Below are 15,797 nucleotides of genomic sequence, written 5' to 3'. Positions count from 1 at the left end.
CCTCTAGCCTCTGACCCATGGAAACTCAAGCGATGACACGACTTCTGACCGCCCTGATGCTTGTTTTCTCCCTTGCCGTTGCGGCGCAGGCCGAACAGCGCCCCCGCCCGCTTGGCTGGGCCATGGACGCCATGCGGAACGGCAACTGGAACACGGCGACGATGATCGCCGCGCGGGACGGGCCCGTGGCCGCCGACGTGATCGAATGGCACCGGCTGAGAGCGGGGCGGGGCACCTACGAGGATGTCCGCGAATTCCTCGCCCGGCGGTCGGACTGGCCCGGAGAGGACTACCTGCGTCGACAGAGCGAGGAAGCGGTGATCGAGGCCGGGGATGAGGCCGTGCTCGCGTTTTTCGGCCAGGTTCCGGCGCAGACCCCGCGCGGGGTTCTCGCACATGCGGCCGCGCTGAAAGCCGCGGGCAAACTGGGTGACGCGCAGGCAAACCTCGTGATGGCCTGGCGCAGCATGCCGATGAACCCCACGTCGCAAGCGATGTTCCTGAAGGATCACGAGGACCTTTTGAAACCGCACCATGTCGCCCGGATGGAGCACATGCTGTGGGAACGCGAACACGCGGAGGTCCGGCAGATGTTCGACCTGGTCGGCAAGGACGACATCGCCTTGGCCGAGACCCGCATCGCGCTTCAGCGCCTCGAAGGCAACGTGAACGCCATGATCGACGCCCTGCCCGCCTCGAAGAAGGGGGATGCCGGGCTGCAGCACGACCGGTTCGAGTGGCGGATCCGCAAGAACCTTGTGGACGACGCCAAGGATCTGATGCTGGAGCGTTCCACCTCGGTCGCCGCCCTGGGCCGACCCGACAAATGGGGCAACCGCCGCCGCGCGTTGGCGCGGGGCGAGATGCGCTCTGGCGATCCGGAGCGGGCCTATCGCATGGCCTCGCAGCATTATCTCATGCCCGGATCCGATTACGCCGATCTGGAATGGCTGTCCGGCTACATCGCGCTGAGGTTTCTCGATGATCCCGAGACCGCCTACGGGCATTTCAGCAACCATGACGACGCGGTGGAATCGCCGATCTCCCAGGGGCGCGCCGGCTATTGGCAGGGACGCGCGCTGGAAGCCATGGGCGACACGGAAGGGGCGGCCAAGGCGTATGCCAAGGGGGCGCAGTACCAGACCGCCTTTTACGGGTTGCTCGCGGCGGAACGGGGCGGCCTGCCGTTCGATGCCAGCCTCGCGGGCCCGGCCCCTGAAGAAGACTGGCGCACCTCGGCGCTGGCAAAGGCACCGCTGTTCGAGGCAGGATTGCTCCTGCAGGCCTCGGGCGAGTTGAGTCTCGCCGAACGCTTCTGGACCCATCTCGCCGAGCAACTGGTCGAGGAAGACCTGCACCTGCTGGGCCAGGCCGCCATCGACATCGGCCAACCGCACCTGGCGGTCATGATCGGCAAACGCGCCGCGCAGCGCGGTCTGACCATCGCGGCACCCTACTATCCGCTGCATTCGCTGGTCGAGATGGACCTGCCCATGGCACCTGAGATGACCTTGTCCATCGCCCGCCGGGAAAGCGAATTCGACCCGGTCGTGCAAAGTGCGGTGGGCGCGCGCGGACTGATGCAGATCATGCCCGCGACAGGCAGGGACATCGCCCGCGACCTCGGGATCAGCAATCTGCACACCACCGACCGGATGATCGCCGACCCGGATTACAACGCGCGGCTGGGGGCGACCTACCTCAGCCAGATGGCGGGCCGTTTCGACGGAAATGTCGTCATGATGTCGGCGGCCTACAACGCGGGGCCGGCGCGGCCGCCGCGCTGGATGACGCTGTACGGCGATCCCCGCAAGGGCGAGATCGACATCGTCGACTGGATCGAGATGGTCCCCTTTCGCGAGACGCAGAACTATATCATGCGCGTCACCGAAAGCCTGCCGGTCTACCGCGCGCGGCTGGGGAAAGACCCCCTGCCCGTGCCGTTCTCAGAGGAGCTGACGGGATCGACGCTGAAGGCGTTCGCGCCAAAAGGTGAATAGGCCTGCCGCCACGATGATGGCCGCGCCCGCGATCACGTTGGCGCGGACCTCCTCGCCAAAGAAGCTGAGCCCGATCACCGACGCGAAGGCGAGCTGGAAATAGGCGAAGGGCTGAACCGCGCTGGCCTCCGCCACCTCGTAGACGCGGATCAGCAGCCAATGGCCCGAGATGCCCGTGACGCAGAGACAGGCCATGACAAGCCAGTCCGGTCCGGTCATCGGCTCCCAGAACCAGATGCCCGCAAGGGTCATCGTCACCGCCCCGGCCACGCCGGTCCAGAAGAAACTGGTGGCGGTGTTGTCCGCCTTGGCGGCATAGCGGGTCAGCAGGCCATAGACCGCGAACATGGCAGCCGCCAGCAGCGGGATAAGGGCAGCCGGGTCGAAGACGCCCATCCCCGGCTGCAGGATGATCAGCACGCCGACGAACCCCACCGCGATGGCGGCCCAGCGCCGCCACCCGACACTTTCGCCCAGGATCGGCCCCGACAGCGCCGCGACCAGCAGCGGATAGCAGGTAAAGACCGCATGGCTTTCCACCAGCCCGAGGATCGTGAAGGCCAGCACCATCACGCAGATCTCCGACGCGAGGAGAATGCCTCGGAACGCCTGCAGGACGGGCTGCGTGGTCTGTGCCGCCGCCCGGATGCCGCCCGCGCGCCGCGAGGCCACAGCCATCACGAAGGCAGCGAAGAACCAATAGCGGATCATCACCACCATCAGCACGTTGTATTCCGACGCCAGATGCCTCGACAGCCCGTCCTGTACCGCGAAGATGAAGGTCGTGGCAATCATCAGCCCGATGCCCAGAGGCGTGTTGTTTCCCTGGCTCATCCTGCCAACCTTGCCCGTGTCATGTGCCGTTTGCGCCCGTGGCCCTTGACCCGCTCGACGGCAAAGCCTGCCGCGGCCAGCGCCCGGCGGACGTCGCCCGCGGCTGTATAGGTCGCGGCGGTGCCGCCCGCGGCCGTATGGGCACCGACCTCGGCCATCAGATCGGCGGACCACAGTTCGGGGTTCTTGGCCGGGGCGAAGCCATCGAGAAACCAGGCATCCGCGGCCCCTTGCCAGCCGGGCAGCGTTTGGCGTGCGTCACCGGTGATGACATTCAGCCGCAGCCCCGGCAGCGTCATTGCGCCGCCTGTTCCCGTCCAGCAGTCCGAGAGCGCCTCCCGTTTGCCGCCGAAGTCGGGAAAGGCGCGGTGGGCCCGGACCATGTCGGCGCGCGACAGCGGAAAGGCCTCGAAACTCGTGAAATCGAGCGTGCCTCCGGGGCAGGCCCTGGCAAAGGCCTCCCAGGCCACCAGCAGGTTCAGTCCGGTGCCGAAGCCCAGTTCGGCGATGGCAAAACCCTCGCGGAACCGTGCGGGCAGGTCATTGCCCGCCATGAACACATGCCGGGTCTCGGCCACCCCGTCATTCAGGCTGAAGAACGGGTCGTCGAAACGGGTCGAAACCGGCACGTCGCCGTCGCGCCATGTGATCGGGTCGGACTGCTGCTGCATGGGGTTGCCCGCTGGGGAGAGTTGCGCCAGATGTGCGATAACAGGCGGGAAATGGCAATGCATGATATCACCATCCGTGGCGCGGGCATCTTCGGCCTTTCGATCGCATGGGCCTGTGTCCGGCGCGGCGCACGGGTTCAGGTGATCGACCCTCACGGGCCGGCCGCGGGCAGCAGCGGCGGCGTGGTCGGCGCGCTAGCCCCCCACGTGCCGGAAAACTGGAACCCGAAGAAGGCCTTCCAGCTCGACAGCCTGCTGATGGCCGAAGCGTTCTGGCGCGAGGTGGACAGCGCGGGCGGCGGGTCAAGCGGATACGCCCGGGACGGCCGCCTGCAACCGATCGCGGACGATCACCAACTGGCCCTCGCACAGGAGCGGGCCGGTTCGGCAAGCGGCCTTTGGGGGAACAGCGCGATCTGGGAAGTCGTGCCCGCCACCGGGGCAGCGTGGGAACCCGCCAGTCCGACAGGCCAGCTGGTCCGCGACACGCTGAGCGCGCACGTCCATCCGCGCAAGGGGTGCGCCGCGCTGGTCAGGGCGCTCGCCTCCCGAGGGGTCACCGTTGTCACCGAGGGGGCCGACGAGGGCCGCACGCTCTGGGCCACGGGGGTATCGGGGCTCGAGGCGTTGAACACCGCGCATCACCGGCAGGTCGGTGCCGGGATCAAGGGCCAGGCCGCCCTGCTGGACTACGCCGCCGCCGGTGCGCCGCAACTGTTCGCGGTCGGGCTGCATATCATCCCCCACGCTGATGGGACCGTCGCCGTCGGGTCCACGACCGAGCGCGAGTTCGACGACCCCGAAACCACGGACGCGCAATTGGACGCGGTCATCGCCCGTGCGCGCGCGGCAGTTCCGGCGCTTGCCGAGGCGCCGGTCATCGCCCGGTGGGCCGGGGTCAGACCCCGCAGCCGCAGTCGGGCGCCGATGCTGGGCCCCTGGCCCGACCGAGCGGGACACTTCATCGCGAACGGCGGCTTCAAGATCGGCTTCGGCATGGCCCCGAAGGTTGCGGATGTCATGGCGGACCTGATGCTGGAGGATGTCGACACGATCCCCGAAGGTTTCCGCGTGGAGGACAGTTTCTAGGCCGCCTCGGCCGAAGCGACCATGCACTGCCGCCCGCCGGGTCCGCGCACCCAAAGGTCACCCCCGGTCCGGCACAGGGTCGATGCCTCGTGATGCATCAGTGGCGCGGTGGCGCGAAAACCGAAGGTCTTCAACGGACCCAAGGAATCCTGCGCCATCAGCATCAGCAGCTGCGCCAGCAGGGGACCATGCACGACGAGGCCGCGGTACCCTTCCACATCGCGCGCGTAATCCTGATCGTAGTGGATGCGATGCCCGTTGAAGGTCAGGGCCGAGTATCGAAAAAGCAGGGTTTCCGAGAACGTCGCCTCCCGCGTGCATTCCGCGTCCTCGCGGGCCATCGGTGCGGGCGGAGCCTGTGTTTCGTCGTTGGCGCCCTCGCGGTAGACCAGATCCTGCCATTCGGTCACGCAGAGGGTGTCCGCCTGCCAGATCTCGTGGCGCAGCGTGACAAAACCGAGGGGGCCACTGCGGCCCTGCTTGTGAACCTGAGCCTCGCAGGTGGACCGGCGTTCAGCCGGAATGCCGGCCCGCAACGGTGCATCGAACCGCAGCCGTCCGCCTGCCCACATCCGGCGTGGCAGGCCCATGTCGGGGATCAGGCCGCCGACCTTTGGATGCCCGTCCCGGCCCAGCGCGGCAGGCGGCTGCAATGTCCAGAAGTAGAGCTGGTGGAAGAACGGCGGCAGGGCGTCGCCCGCGGCGATGCTCGGCGTCTCGCCCAGCGCGACCTGCAGCGCACATGCACGCGCCGGGTCCATCACGTCAGATTGCCGCTGGGTGTCTTTTGGTTCCACTGCCATCAGCCTTGGTAGGACAGGTCGCGCCGCCGGGCAAGGTGGCGCCCCCCTTTTCAGATCATCGCGCGCAGGCTCTTCATGAGTTCGGTCAGTTCCTTGACGTACATCTCGCCTGTCAGGCGGTCCGTTTCGTCGAACTGATCGCGCGCCCCGGCCAGATGGATCTCGGGGCCCTGGAGAATGCGGGGGCGGAAGGGCACCATGAACCCGCGGAGTATCATCTGCGCCCGCTCCCCACCCGCACGGCCAGACGTGGCGGACATGACGGCGACCGGCTTGCCGTTCCAGGGCTTCACCTCGGCCCGGCTGATCCAGTCGAGCGCATTCTTGATCACGCCCGACGGCCCCTTGTTGTACTCGGGGGTCGAGATGATGACCGCATCCGCCGCGTCGATCTGCCGGGCGACCTTGGCCACCATTTCGGGCACACCGTGCTCGGCTTCCTCATCCGCATCGTAGAGCGGAAAACGGATGTCGGCCTCTTCGTATTCCGCATCTCCAAACAGGCGTGCGGCTTCGCGCAGAAGGCGCGTATTGGTCGCGTCGGCCCGGAGCGATCCGGAAATCCCCAACAGTTTCGGCGTGCTCATCGCTTGAATGCCCTTTCTCGATCGAAGTCGTTCATAACCTTGGCCGCGCGACGCGAAAAGCAAGAAGCCCCCGCGATTTGCGGAGGCTTCGAGCGGTAGTGCGGCAATCGGACACGCCCCCGGCGGGAGCGTCGCGCTTAGCGGGCGTTGGGAAGAATGACGATTTCCACCCGGCGGTTCTGCTGCTTGCCCTGCGGCGTGAGGTTGCTCGCGACAGGCTGGCTTTCGCCACGGCCGTATGTCTGAACCCGGCTTGCCGGGACGCCGTTGGCATAGAGAACCTGGGCAACGGCCCGCGCACGGCCTTCCGACAGGGTCTGGTTGTAGGCGGCGTCGCCGTCGCTGTCCGTGTGACCGATGATCTGGAGGGTGGAATTCGCATACAACTGCACGTTTTGCGCAAGCGCGCGCAGGTCGTCCTGGATGCTGGGCTGAACGGCAGTGCTGTCGGTCGCGAAGGTGATGTCCTGCGGCAAGGTCACGATCAGGCGGTCGCCGGTGTTGGTGATGACGACACGGCTGTCCATCTGCCGCCGCAGTTCGGCTTCCTGCTGGTCGAGGGAGTAGCCGATGCCGGCACCGGCGGCACCACCCAGAATCGCCCCTGCCAGGGCGCGATCACCACGGTTGCCGTCGTCCCCGGTCAACGCGCCGAGCACCGCGCCCGAAGCGGCTCCGATCAGCGCGCCGTTCTTGGTTCTCTGGTTGGGATCGTTCGGCCCCGCACCGAACTGGCCGGTTTCTGTACACGCACCGAGGGTCATTGCACCCGCGATCAGCGCTGCGACGGAAATTTTGGAAGAAATCATATCTACTGCCTTTGGTGTTGAGCGCCGCGTTCGGGCGCGGCATCGTGATGCAGCGCTTATATAGTGCGCACAGGACCGGCGTTCAGGGTGAATTTCGCATCGGCAGTATCCCGCCGAAGCGGCGCGGCGTCACGCGTCCGCGCGGGCCGCCTCGAATGCCAGTATCGCCCGCTTGACCGGCAGGCCCCAGTGGTACCCGCCCAACCCGCCGGATTTGCGCAGGGCCCGGTGGCAGGGGATCAGCCAGCTGACCGGATTGCGCCCGACCGCCGTGCCGACCGCGCGCACGGCACGGGGATGGCCCACCGCATCCGCGATGTCGGAATAGGTCGTGACCTGGCCGGAGGGAATGCTCAGGAGCGCTTCCCAGACCTTGATCTGGAAGGGCGCTCCGATCAGGTAGAGCGGCGCCTTGTCCGGTGTCGCCCCCTGCGCGCCGAAAGCCGCACTGACCCAGGGCTGCAGCAGGACGGGATCCTCGACGAAGTCGGCCAAGGGCCAGCGCCCGGTCATATCCGCCATTGCCGCGTCTCCCCCGACCTCAGCGGAAAGGGCGAGCCCGCAGATCCCCTTTTCCGTCCCCATCACGAGGGCCGGGCCGAACGGGCTGTCGAACCAGCCCCACCGGATCGTCAGCCCCGCACCGCGCCGGGCGAACTCGCCGGGGCTCATGGCTTCCCAGCGCAGGAACATGTCGTGCAGGCGCCCCGTACCGGAAAGGCCGATGCCGTTCGCGGCATCGAGGGTCGTGGCATTCTCGCGCAGCATGCGCTTGGCCTGGCCCAGCATCAGGTATTGCTGGTAGCGCTTGGGTGAAACGCCGACCCAGCGCGAGAACACGCGCTGGAAATGTGCGGGCGACATGGCCATCTGCGCGGCCAATTCATCCAGCGCAAGGGGATCTTCGGATGCATCGATGATGTCGATGGCCCGGCGCATGACGCCGTAATGGTAGCCGTCTTCGGCGAAAGGGGGGTGTGCCTGTGTCATGCCGCCAATCTACGCAGCATCCGGCGCCCAGACGACCCGAAACATGCGCCTTGTATCGCCACGACTTGCCCCCGCCCCCCTTTCTGCGTCATATGCCCGACATGGCGAAACAGCTCGACTATCACACGATCCGCGAGATTTTCCTGCGCTTCCAGGCAGCGGACCCCGAACCGGAGGGGGAGCTGGAGCACGTTAATGCCTATACGCTGCTGGTGGCCGTCGCCCTGAGCGCGCAGGCCACCGACGCCGGTGTGAACAAGGCGACGCGCAGCCTGTTCAAGGTCGCGGATACGCCGCAGAAGATGGTCGACCTCGGTCTCGAGGGGCTGATCGACCATATCAAGACCATCGGCCTTTTCCGTCAGAAGGCCAAGAATGTCATGAAAATGAGCCAGATCCTTGTCGATGACTACGGCGGCGAGGTGCCCAATTCGCGCGCGGCGCTGCAAGGTCTGCCCGGCGTGGGACGCAAGACGGCCAACGTCGTGCTCAACATGTGGTGGAAGCAACCGGCACAGGCGGTGGATACACACATCTTTCGCGTCGGGAACCGAACCGGCATCGCACCGGGCCGGACCGTGGATGTCGTGGAGCGTGCCATCGAAGATCACATTCCCGCCGACTTCCAGCTTCATGCCCACCACTGGATGATCCTGCACGGCCGCTATCACTGCAAGGCGCGCAAGCCGCTGTGCAGGACCTGCATCATCCGCGATCTCTGCCCATTCGAGGAAAAGACACTATGAAAACCTACGACCTGGTCGGCATCGGCAACGCCGTTGTGGACGTGATCACCCAATGCGATGACAGCTTTCTCGACCACATGGGCATTGAGAAGGGGATCATGCAGCTGGTGGAACGCGAACGCGGAGAAACCCTCTACGGCGCCATGACCGAACGGGTGCAGACACCCGGCGGATCGGTGGCCAATACCATCGCAGGTGCCGGTGCGCTGGGGATGCAGACCGCGTTCATCGGGCGGGTCCGCGACGATGCGCTCGGCCGGTTCTACGCCAGCGCCATGTCGGACCACGGCATCGACTTCGTCAACCCGCCGGTGACATCGGGCGAGATGCCGACATCCCGCAGCATGATCTTCGTCACGCCCGACGGGGAAAGGTCGATGAATACCTACCTGGGCATTTCCACCGGGCTGGGTTCAGGCGATGTGCCGGGCGACGTGGCCGGAAACGCGAAGATGATGTTCCTCGAAGGCTACCTGTTCGATCAGGATGCCGGCAAGACGGCGTTTCGCGAGGCCGCCCGCGCGACCAAGGCCGGTGGCGGCATGGCCGGAATCGCGATTTCCGATCCTTTCTGCGTGGAGCGTCACCGCGCCGACTTCCTTTCCCTGATCGAGAACGACCTCGATTACGTCATCGGCAACGAGGCCGAACTGATGGCCCTGTTCGAGACGGACGACCTCGAAGACGCTATCGCCCGGACCGCCGCGATCTGTTCGATCGTCGTCTGCACCCGGTCGGGTGACGGCGTGACGCTGGTCCGCGATGGCGAGCGGTGCGACGTACCGGTCAAGAAGATCACCCCCGTCGATGCCACCGGCGCGGGCGACCAGTTTGCCGCCGGGTTCCTCTTCGGACTTGCAAGGGGCGCCGACCTGGAAACCTGCGGCCGAATGGGAAACCTGTGCGCAGGCGAAGTGATCAGCCATATCGGCCCGCGCCCGCAGGAAGACATGCTGGCGAGGTTCCGCAGCGAAGGCCTGATCTGAACGATGATCGAGGACGGGCTGCACGACGTACCACCCGGCAAGGTGGCGATGGTGGTCACCCATCTGGAAATGCGCGCCCCGGCCTCCTTCCGCCCCGCCGAGCTGCGGGATGGCGTCACATTCGAGCGGATCGAACCGGACGTGGCGCGGTACAGGGCGTTGTTCGACAGGGTCGGGCGTGACTGGTTGTGGTTCGCGCGCCGCGTCATGCCCGAGACGGAGCTGGCGGAAATCCTGACGGATCCCCGTGTGACCTTCCATACGCTGCGCATGGCCGGACAGGACATGGCGCTTCTGGAACTGGACTTCCGGAAAGAGGGGGAATGCGAGCTGGCCTACTTCGGCCTGGCGCCGGAACTCATCGGCGCGGGCGCGGGCCGTTACCTGATGAACCAAGCCATCGATCTGGCGTGGCGCGAACCAATCGCCCGCCTGCACGTCCACACCTGCACACTGGACAGCCCGCAGGCGCTGCCATTCTACATCCGAAGCGGTTTCGTCCCCTACAGGCAGCAGATCGAGGTCGAGAACGATCCGCGACTGACCGGCGATCTTCCCGTGGATGCTGCGCCCCACGTTCCGCTGTTCCGCGCCCCCTGATCGGGCGGCGGCCTCATTTGACCTTGCAGGGCCCTCCGGAGAAGCACTGACGCACCTGCTTGAGCTGGGCCTGCTTGGCGGGCGCGAAGACATGCCCGCCACAGGGGTTCACGTGCAGCGCGTAAGTGCCTTCGTCCCGGCGCAGGAAGGCGAGAACGTCGGCACCATTCGCGACGGATCCGCACCAGGGACCGAAACAGGCCACTTCCAGCCGAATGTTCTGATCGAAGGGCACGTGAAAGCCGGATTTGCCAAGCGAAAGGCCGTTCAGCGTGGCCGGCACCATCGTCATTTTCGGCGGGTTCGAATCCAGTGTCCCGTCGCTCGGCAGCTTGCTTTGGTCGAGGGTCAGCCGACCGTGCACGACGATGTACTCTTCCTTGGCTTCGTTCACCTCCTGATAGGTGCGCTCCACCGACGGCGCGATGCAGGAGAGCGCCAGGGCCGGAAGCGGGGCACAAAGTGCCAGCAGGAAAACGGCGATACGCATCAGAGATACTCCTCGAACTCGGAAACGACGGCTTCGTAGACCGCCTGTTTGAAGGGAACGATGTTGGGCACCAACTGGTCCACCGGCATCCACCGCCAGCGCGAAAACTCCGGATGCGCGGTGTCGATGTTCACCTGATCGTCCGTGCCCCGGAAACGCATCAGGAACCACTTCTGTTCCTGCCCCCTGAAGCGGCCCTTCCAGATGCGGGGGACGACATCGTGTGGCAGGTCGTAGGGTACCCAGGTGCGCGTTTCCGCCATCACCGTGACAAGATCACGGGAAACCCCGGTTTCCTCCTCCAGTTCCCGCAGGGCGGCTTCGCGGGGTTCCTCCCCCTTTTCGATTCCCCCCTGCGGCATCTGCCAGGCCGTCTGGTCGCGGTCCATCCGCTGGCCGACAAAGGCTTCGCCCCGCGCGTTGACGAGCATCACGCCGACGCAGGGACGATAGGGCAACCTCGCGATGTCTTCGGGAGTCATAACAGCAGCTTCTCCATCTCTGCCCGCCGCAGCACCTCGCCCGCGCGGCACACGCTTTCATGACGGATAACATGGAAACCCAGCGCCAGAAAGGCGGGTTGCGCCATCAGGCTCGCATGGGTCCGCAGCCGCGGCTGGCCCCGCGCCGCCGCTTCCAGCGGCGCATAAAGCGCGCGAAACACGCCTTTGCCCTGCGACCGGGGCGCGACAAAGGCGAGGTCGATGTAATCCTCGCCTGCAAGGGTGATGAAACCCGCCGGGACACCATTTGCGACAGCGACCCAGACACGCTGCGCCGCCAGCCGGGCGGTCCAGTCCGGGCCGGTGTTCGGCGCAGGCAGCCACGCTGCGCGCTGGGCTTCGGTATACCGGCTTGTCCCGCGGCGGATCGCATCGAACATCAGCTGCCCCAGCGCGGCGTCATCCCTGCCGTCCTGTCGACGTGGGCGCACCTGCATCCTTGCCTCCGTCGCCGCGATGATTACCAATGAACAAAATGACGCGGGGTTCGCCGTGACACAAGGCGCCGGATCGTATTTTGTCGGGGCCGAACGCCGCCAGCCAGAAAGGTTTCCCATGTCCAGCTACCCTCATCTGCTCGCCCCTCTCGACCTTGGCTTCACCACGCTGAAGAACCGCGTGCTCATGGGGTCCATGCACACCGGGCTGGAAGAGACCGGCGACTGGAACCGCGTGGCGGAATTCTATGCCACCCGGGCGCGGGGCGAGGTGGGGCTGATGGTCACCGGCGGGATCGGTCCGAACCCCGAAGGAGCGGTTGCGCACGGCGCGGCGATGATGGTCAGCGACAAGGATGTCGCGAACCACGCCATCGTGACGGACCGCGTGCACGCGGCGGGCGGCAAGATCGCCATGCAGATCCTGCACGCGGGGCGCTATGCGTTTTCTCCCGATTGCGTCGCGCCATCGGCGATCAAGTCGCCGATTTCCATGTTCCAGCCCAAGGAACTGGACGAGGAAGGCATCGAGAAACAGATCGGCGACATCGCCGCCTGTGCCGCCCGCGCGAAGGAAGCCGGGTACGACGGTGTCGAGGTCATGGGATCAGAGGGCTATTTCCTGAACCAGTTCCTTGTCACGCATACCAACAAGCGGACCGACCGCTGGGGCGGCTCCTACGAGAACCGGATGCGCCTGCCCATCGAGGTGGTGAAACGTGTGCGGGAAGCTGTCGGGCCGGACTTCATCCTGATTTACCGACTGTCGATGATCGACCTCGTTCCCAATGGGTCGACCTACGGGGAAGTGGTGCAGCTGGCGCAGGAAATCGAACGGGCCGGGGCCACGATCATCAACACCGGCATCGGCTGGCACGAAGCGCGGATTCCCACCATCGCGACCTCCGTGCCACGGGCCGCCTTTGCCTGGGTGACCCGCAAGCTGATGGGCAAGGTGGGTATCCCTCTCATCACCTCCAACCGCATCAACACGCCCGAGGTCGCCGAGCAGGTGCTGGCGGACGGCTGCGCGGACATGGTCAGCCTCGCGCGCCCGATGCTGGCGGATGCGGATTTCGTCAGGAAGGCGATGGACGGTCAGTCGGACCGTATCGCCCCCTGCATCGCCTGCAACCAGGCCTGTCTTGACCATACCTTCGGCGGCAAGATTTCGAGCTGCCTCGTCAATCCCCGCGCCTGTTACGAGACCGAGCTGACGCTGGAGCCGGTCGAGACGCCCAAGGCGATCGCCGTCGTCGGCGCCGGTCCGGCGGGCCTTTCCGCCGCGATCGCGGCGGCGGAACGCGGGCACCGCGTCACGGTGTTCGACCGCGCATCGGAGATCGGGGGCCAGCTGAACCTCGCCAAGCAGGTCGCCGGCAAGGAAGAGTTCTGGGGTTTCGTGGACTGGTACCGCACGATGCTGGCGGTTCATGACATCACCGTGAAGCTGGAGACCGAGGTATCGGCCAACGATCTGGATGATTTCGACGAGGTCATCATCGCCACCGGCGTCGTTCCGCGCGATCCGCAGATTCCGGGCCAGAACCGCGACAACGTGATCAGCTACATCGATGCCCTGAACGGCACGGCGCAAGTGGGCAAGCGGGTTGCGGTCATCGGTGCGGGCGGAATCGGCTTCGACGTCTCCGAACACCTCGTTCACGACGGCGACAGCACGACGCTGAACCTGCCCGAATGGATGCGCGAATGGGGCGTCACCGACCCCGAGGCGCACCGGTCCGGCCTCGCACCGGAGGGGCCGCAGCCGCACGCCCCCGCCCGCAAGGTCACCATGCTGCAACGCAAGACGAGCAAGCCGGGCAAGGGGCTGGGCAAGACCACCGGCTGGATCCACCGCGCCTCTCTCACCATGAAGGAGGTCGAGATGATCGCCGGCGTGAATTACGAGAAGATCGACGACGATGGCCTGCACATCACCTTCGGAGAGGCACGCGCGAATCCGACCGTGATCGAGGCGGACACGATCGTGCTTTGCGCCGGGCAGTTGTCGGAGCGGTCGCTGGCCGACGCGCTGGAGGCAAAGGGCAAGACCTGCCACGTCATCGGCGGGGCCGATGTCGCCGCCGAGCTGGACGCAAAACGCGCGATCAACCAGGGGACGCGGCTGGCCGCAACCCTCTGATCCACAGGTCCAGGAGCCAAGAGAACCGCTTGCGGCGGATGGCTGCGGCGTGCAGACTTCGCGGCGAGTAACGAGGGGCCTGCCCATGCCGATTTGCGTTTTCGATGTTGCCGGGGACGGGACGACATCCGTTCCGAACGACACCAACTTGACCGGTGACGGGGTCTACCGATGGTGGCATTTCGACCTCGCCGACCCGATGCTGGTCCCGTGGGCCGAGCAGCATCTGCATCCGATCGCCGGCGGTGCCTTGGTCCAGCCCAAGACCCGGCCGCGGTGCGACCGTTTCGAAGGCGGGCTGATCCTGAACCTTCGCGGCATCAACCTCAACGTGGGAGAGGACGCGGACGAGATGATCTCCGTCCGGATCTATGCGGACGAGGACGTGCTGGTGACCGTGCGGCGCAACAAGGTCTTCGCCATCGACGCGATACGCCGCCTGGCAGAAGCGGGCTCCGCCCCCCCGAGCACCGCGGAATTTCTGGAACATCTGATCACGGGGCTGACCGATCGGGTGGACCAGCACGTGGCCACCATCGACGAGCGCACGGATCACTACGAAATCGCGCTGGAGGACAAGGACACCCCGATGCCGCGCGACCTGCCCGACAATCGTCGCGCCGTGATCCGCCTGCGCCGATACCTCGAGCCGCAGCGCGCCGCCCTGAGCAAGCTTTCCACGCTGGACCTGCCCATGATCCCCGAGGCCGTCGCGCTGTCCTTGCGCGAACTCGCCAACCGCGCGGCCATCGACGTGGAGGAACTGGACGAGCTTCAGGGGCGGCTGATCTCGGTCCAGGAAGAACACGACGCCAACATCGCGCAGCGGCAGGCGCGACACGGTTACGTCCTGTCGCTTGCCGCTGCCATCTTCTTGCCCCTTGGCTTCCTGACCGGCCTTTTCGGCGTCAACGTCGCCGGCATGCCGGGCGTGGACTCTCCCAATGCCTTCGCCGTCCTGTGCCTGTCCATGTTGGGCCTGAGCGCGCTGATGGTGATCCTGCTCAAGCTGGTGCGCTGGCTCTAGACGGCGGTCGCAACGGCGCCTTCCGCCGTTTCGCGATTTTCAACGATTCATGCAAAGACCTTGCAACTGTCCAATCCCTGCCGCGATCTCGCCTAATTTGAAGATCATATCCGGACCTCGAAACACAAAGTTGACGAGGGACCCGCATGGACCGCCTAACAGAGATGGAAGCATTCGCCACCGTGGTGGATCAGGGTGGGTTTACCGATGCCGCCAAGAAGATGGGCATTTCCAAGTCCGCGGTTTCCAAACACGTGTCCTCGCTGGAAGCCCGGCTGGGCGCGCGCCTGCTGAATCGCACGACCCGCCGCGTGTCGCCCACGGAAATCGGCCTCGCCTACTACGACCGGGCCCGCCGGGTGCTGAACGACGCGGGCGAAGCGGACGCGCTGGTCACCTCCATGCAATCCGCACCTTCGGGCCTCCTGCGCATTTCCGTGGCCACCGACTTTGGCGTGAACCACCTGTCGCCGGCGCTTTCCGATTTCCTGAAGGATTTCCCGGACATCACCGTGAACATGGTTCTCAACAACCGGTACGTGGAACTGATCAGCGAAGGCTTTGACATGGCCGTGCGTATCGGCGAACTGGAAGACAGTACCCTGCGCGCCCGCAAGCTGACCGAAACCACGAAGCGCATGATCGCGAGCCCGAAGTACTTCGAGCTTTACGGCCGCCCCGAAAAGATCGACGACCTGAACGATCACAAGCTGCTGCACTACTCCAACCAGTCAAGCGGCAACGTGTGGAAGCTGACCGCCCCGTCGGGTGAGAAGCGCCAGGTCCGCACGGCTGGATGGCTGTCCGTAAACGATGGACAAAGCCTGCTGAACGCCGCGATCTCGGGCCTCGGTATCGCCTACCTGCCCAGCTTCCTTTATGCGGACGCGATGGAAAAGGGTTTGATCGAAGACGCGATCCCCGATCTTCCGCTGGAAACCCAGGGCATCTACGCGGTCTATCCGCCGGGCCGTTTCACCCAGCCCAAGGTGCGCGCCTTCATCGACTTCCTGGTTCATGCCTTTGCCGACAAGGGCCCGAACGACTGGTAGGGCCTGCCTGCTTCGAGATCACCAACC

Annotated in this window: 17 protein-coding genes; 8 read left to right on the top strand and 9 right to left on the bottom strand. The window is 65.7% G+C overall.

Annotated features, from left to right (window positions below):
* Positions 1–32 precede the first annotated feature (32 nt).
* Positions 33–2,000: a lytic transglycosylase domain-containing protein gene (locus tag BOO69_RS01215; protein WP_071969565.1), complete on the top strand. Its 1,968-nt coding sequence runs from the start codon at positions 33–35 to the stop codon at positions 1,998–2,000.
* Here BOO69_RS01215 and BOO69_RS01210 read toward each other — a convergent pair.
* Complete coding sequence (locus BOO69_RS01210) at positions 1,947–2,834, bottom strand: DMT family transporter (protein WP_071969563.1); 888 nt, start codon at positions 2,832–2,834, stop codon at positions 1,947–1,949. The two genes, BOO69_RS01215 and BOO69_RS01210, sit on opposite strands and share 54 nt — an antisense overlap.
* Entirely contained in the window at positions 2,831–3,505 is a 675-nt protein-coding gene (mnmC2, locus tag BOO69_RS01205) for a tRNA (5-methylaminomethyl-2-thiouridine)(34)-methyltransferase MnmC2 (protein ID WP_071969562.1), read from the bottom strand. The genes BOO69_RS01210 and mnmC2 overlap by 4 nt, the downstream gene beginning before the upstream one ends.
* Before the next feature lie 51 nt (positions 3,506–3,556).
* Between mnmC2 and BOO69_RS01200 the strand changes: the two genes are divergently transcribed.
* Entirely contained in the window at positions 3,557–4,594 is a 1,038-nt protein-coding gene (locus tag BOO69_RS01200; RefSeq protein ID WP_172839478.1) for an NAD(P)/FAD-dependent oxidoreductase, read from the top strand.
* Here BOO69_RS01200 and BOO69_RS01195 read toward each other — a convergent pair.
* The 4 genes from BOO69_RS01195 to BOO69_RS01180 all read right to left on the bottom strand — a co-directional run bounded on the left by BOO69_RS01195 (position 4,591) and on the right by BOO69_RS01180 (position 7,783).
* The gene (locus BOO69_RS01195; protein ID WP_071969560.1) at positions 4,591–5,397 is read right to left on the bottom strand and encodes an HTD2 family dehydratase; all 807 of its coding nucleotides are present in this window, start codon (positions 5,395–5,397) and stop codon (positions 4,591–4,593) included. The genes BOO69_RS01200 and BOO69_RS01195 overlap by 4 nt on opposite strands.
* 50 nt (positions 5,398–5,447) lie before the next feature.
* Positions 5,448–5,984, bottom strand: a complete 537-nt coding sequence (locus BOO69_RS01190; RefSeq protein ID WP_071969558.1) for an NADPH-dependent FMN reductase — start codon at positions 5,982–5,984, stop codon at positions 5,448–5,450.
* Positions 5,985–6,121: 137 nt separating this feature from the next.
* Positions 6,122–6,793 carry a YiaD family glycine zipper/OmpA-like lipoprotein gene (locus BOO69_RS01185; protein ID WP_071969556.1) on the bottom strand — a complete coding sequence of 224 codons (672 nt, stop codon included), beginning with the start codon at positions 6,791–6,793 and terminating at the stop codon, positions 6,122–6,124.
* 129 nt (positions 6,794–6,922) lie between these two features.
* Positions 6,923–7,783: a methylated-DNA--[protein]-cysteine S-methyltransferase gene (locus tag BOO69_RS01180; protein ID WP_071969554.1), complete on the bottom strand. Its 861-nt coding sequence runs from the start codon at positions 7,781–7,783 to the stop codon at positions 6,923–6,925.
* A 101-nt stretch (positions 7,784–7,884) separates the two neighbouring features.
* Between BOO69_RS01180 and nth the strand changes: the two genes are divergently transcribed.
* The 3 genes from nth to BOO69_RS01165 are packed head-to-tail and all read left to right on the top strand — an operon-like array spanning position 7,885 to position 10,115.
* Positions 7,885–8,529: an endonuclease III gene (gene nth / locus BOO69_RS01175; RefSeq protein WP_071973577.1), complete on the top strand. Its 645-nt coding sequence runs from the start codon at positions 7,885–7,887 to the stop codon at positions 8,527–8,529.
* Positions 8,526–9,515, top strand: a complete 990-nt coding sequence (locus BOO69_RS01170; protein ID WP_071969552.1) for an adenosine kinase — start codon at positions 8,526–8,528, stop codon at positions 9,513–9,515. The genes nth and BOO69_RS01170 overlap by 4 nt, the downstream gene beginning before the upstream one ends.
* A 3-nt stretch (positions 9,516–9,518) precedes the next feature.
* Entirely contained in the window at positions 9,519–10,115 is a 597-nt protein-coding gene (locus BOO69_RS01165; RefSeq protein ID WP_071969550.1) for a GNAT family N-acetyltransferase, read from the top strand.
* A gap of 13 nt (positions 10,116–10,128) precedes the next feature.
* Here BOO69_RS01165 and BOO69_RS01160 read toward each other — a convergent pair whose 3' ends face one another.
* The 3 genes from BOO69_RS01160 to BOO69_RS01150 are packed head-to-tail and all read right to left on the bottom strand — an operon-like array spanning position 10,129 to position 11,545.
* Positions 10,129–10,605 (bottom strand): hypothetical protein, encoded by a 477-nt coding sequence (locus tag BOO69_RS01160; RefSeq protein ID WP_083545419.1) that lies wholly within the window; start codon positions 10,603–10,605, stop codon positions 10,129–10,131.
* A complete protein-coding gene (locus BOO69_RS01155; RefSeq protein ID WP_071969548.1) occupies positions 10,605–11,087 on the bottom strand; it encodes an RNA pyrophosphohydrolase in 483 nt (160 codons plus the stop codon). Before BOO69_RS01155 ends, BOO69_RS01160 begins: the two co-directional genes overlap by 1 nt.
* Entirely contained in the window at positions 11,084–11,545 is a 462-nt protein-coding gene (locus BOO69_RS01150; protein WP_071969546.1) for a GNAT family N-acetyltransferase, read from the bottom strand. Before BOO69_RS01150 ends, BOO69_RS01155 begins: the two co-directional genes overlap by 4 nt.
* A gap of 118 nt (positions 11,546–11,663) precedes the next feature.
* Between BOO69_RS01150 and BOO69_RS01145 the strand changes: the two genes are divergently transcribed.
* The 3 genes from BOO69_RS01145 to BOO69_RS01135 all read left to right on the top strand — a co-directional run bounded on the left by BOO69_RS01145 (position 11,664) and on the right by BOO69_RS01135 (position 15,770).
* Positions 11,664–13,691, top strand: a complete 2,028-nt coding sequence (locus tag BOO69_RS01145) for an NADPH-dependent 2,4-dienoyl-CoA reductase (RefSeq protein WP_071969544.1) — start codon at positions 11,664–11,666, stop codon at positions 13,689–13,691.
* An 85-nt stretch (positions 13,692–13,776) separates the two neighbouring features.
* On the top strand, positions 13,777–14,718 hold the full coding sequence (locus BOO69_RS01140) for a zinc transporter ZntB (RefSeq protein WP_071969542.1): 942 nt from the start codon (positions 13,777–13,779) through the stop codon (positions 14,716–14,718).
* A gap of 146 nt (positions 14,719–14,864) precedes the next feature.
* Positions 14,865–15,770, top strand: coding sequence for a LysR family transcriptional regulator (locus BOO69_RS01135; protein ID WP_071969540.1), 906 nt, complete (start codon positions 14,865–14,867; stop codon positions 15,768–15,770).
* The last annotated feature ends 27 nt before the right edge of the window (positions 15,771–15,797 follow it).

Source organism: Sulfitobacter alexandrii, assembly GCF_001886735.1.
GTDB lineage: Bacteria > Pseudomonadota > Alphaproteobacteria > Rhodobacterales > Rhodobacteraceae > Sulfitobacter > Sulfitobacter alexandrii.
The sequence above is the reverse complement of the archived record's forward strand: the minus strand, read 5'-3'. Positions and strand labels throughout refer to the sequence as shown.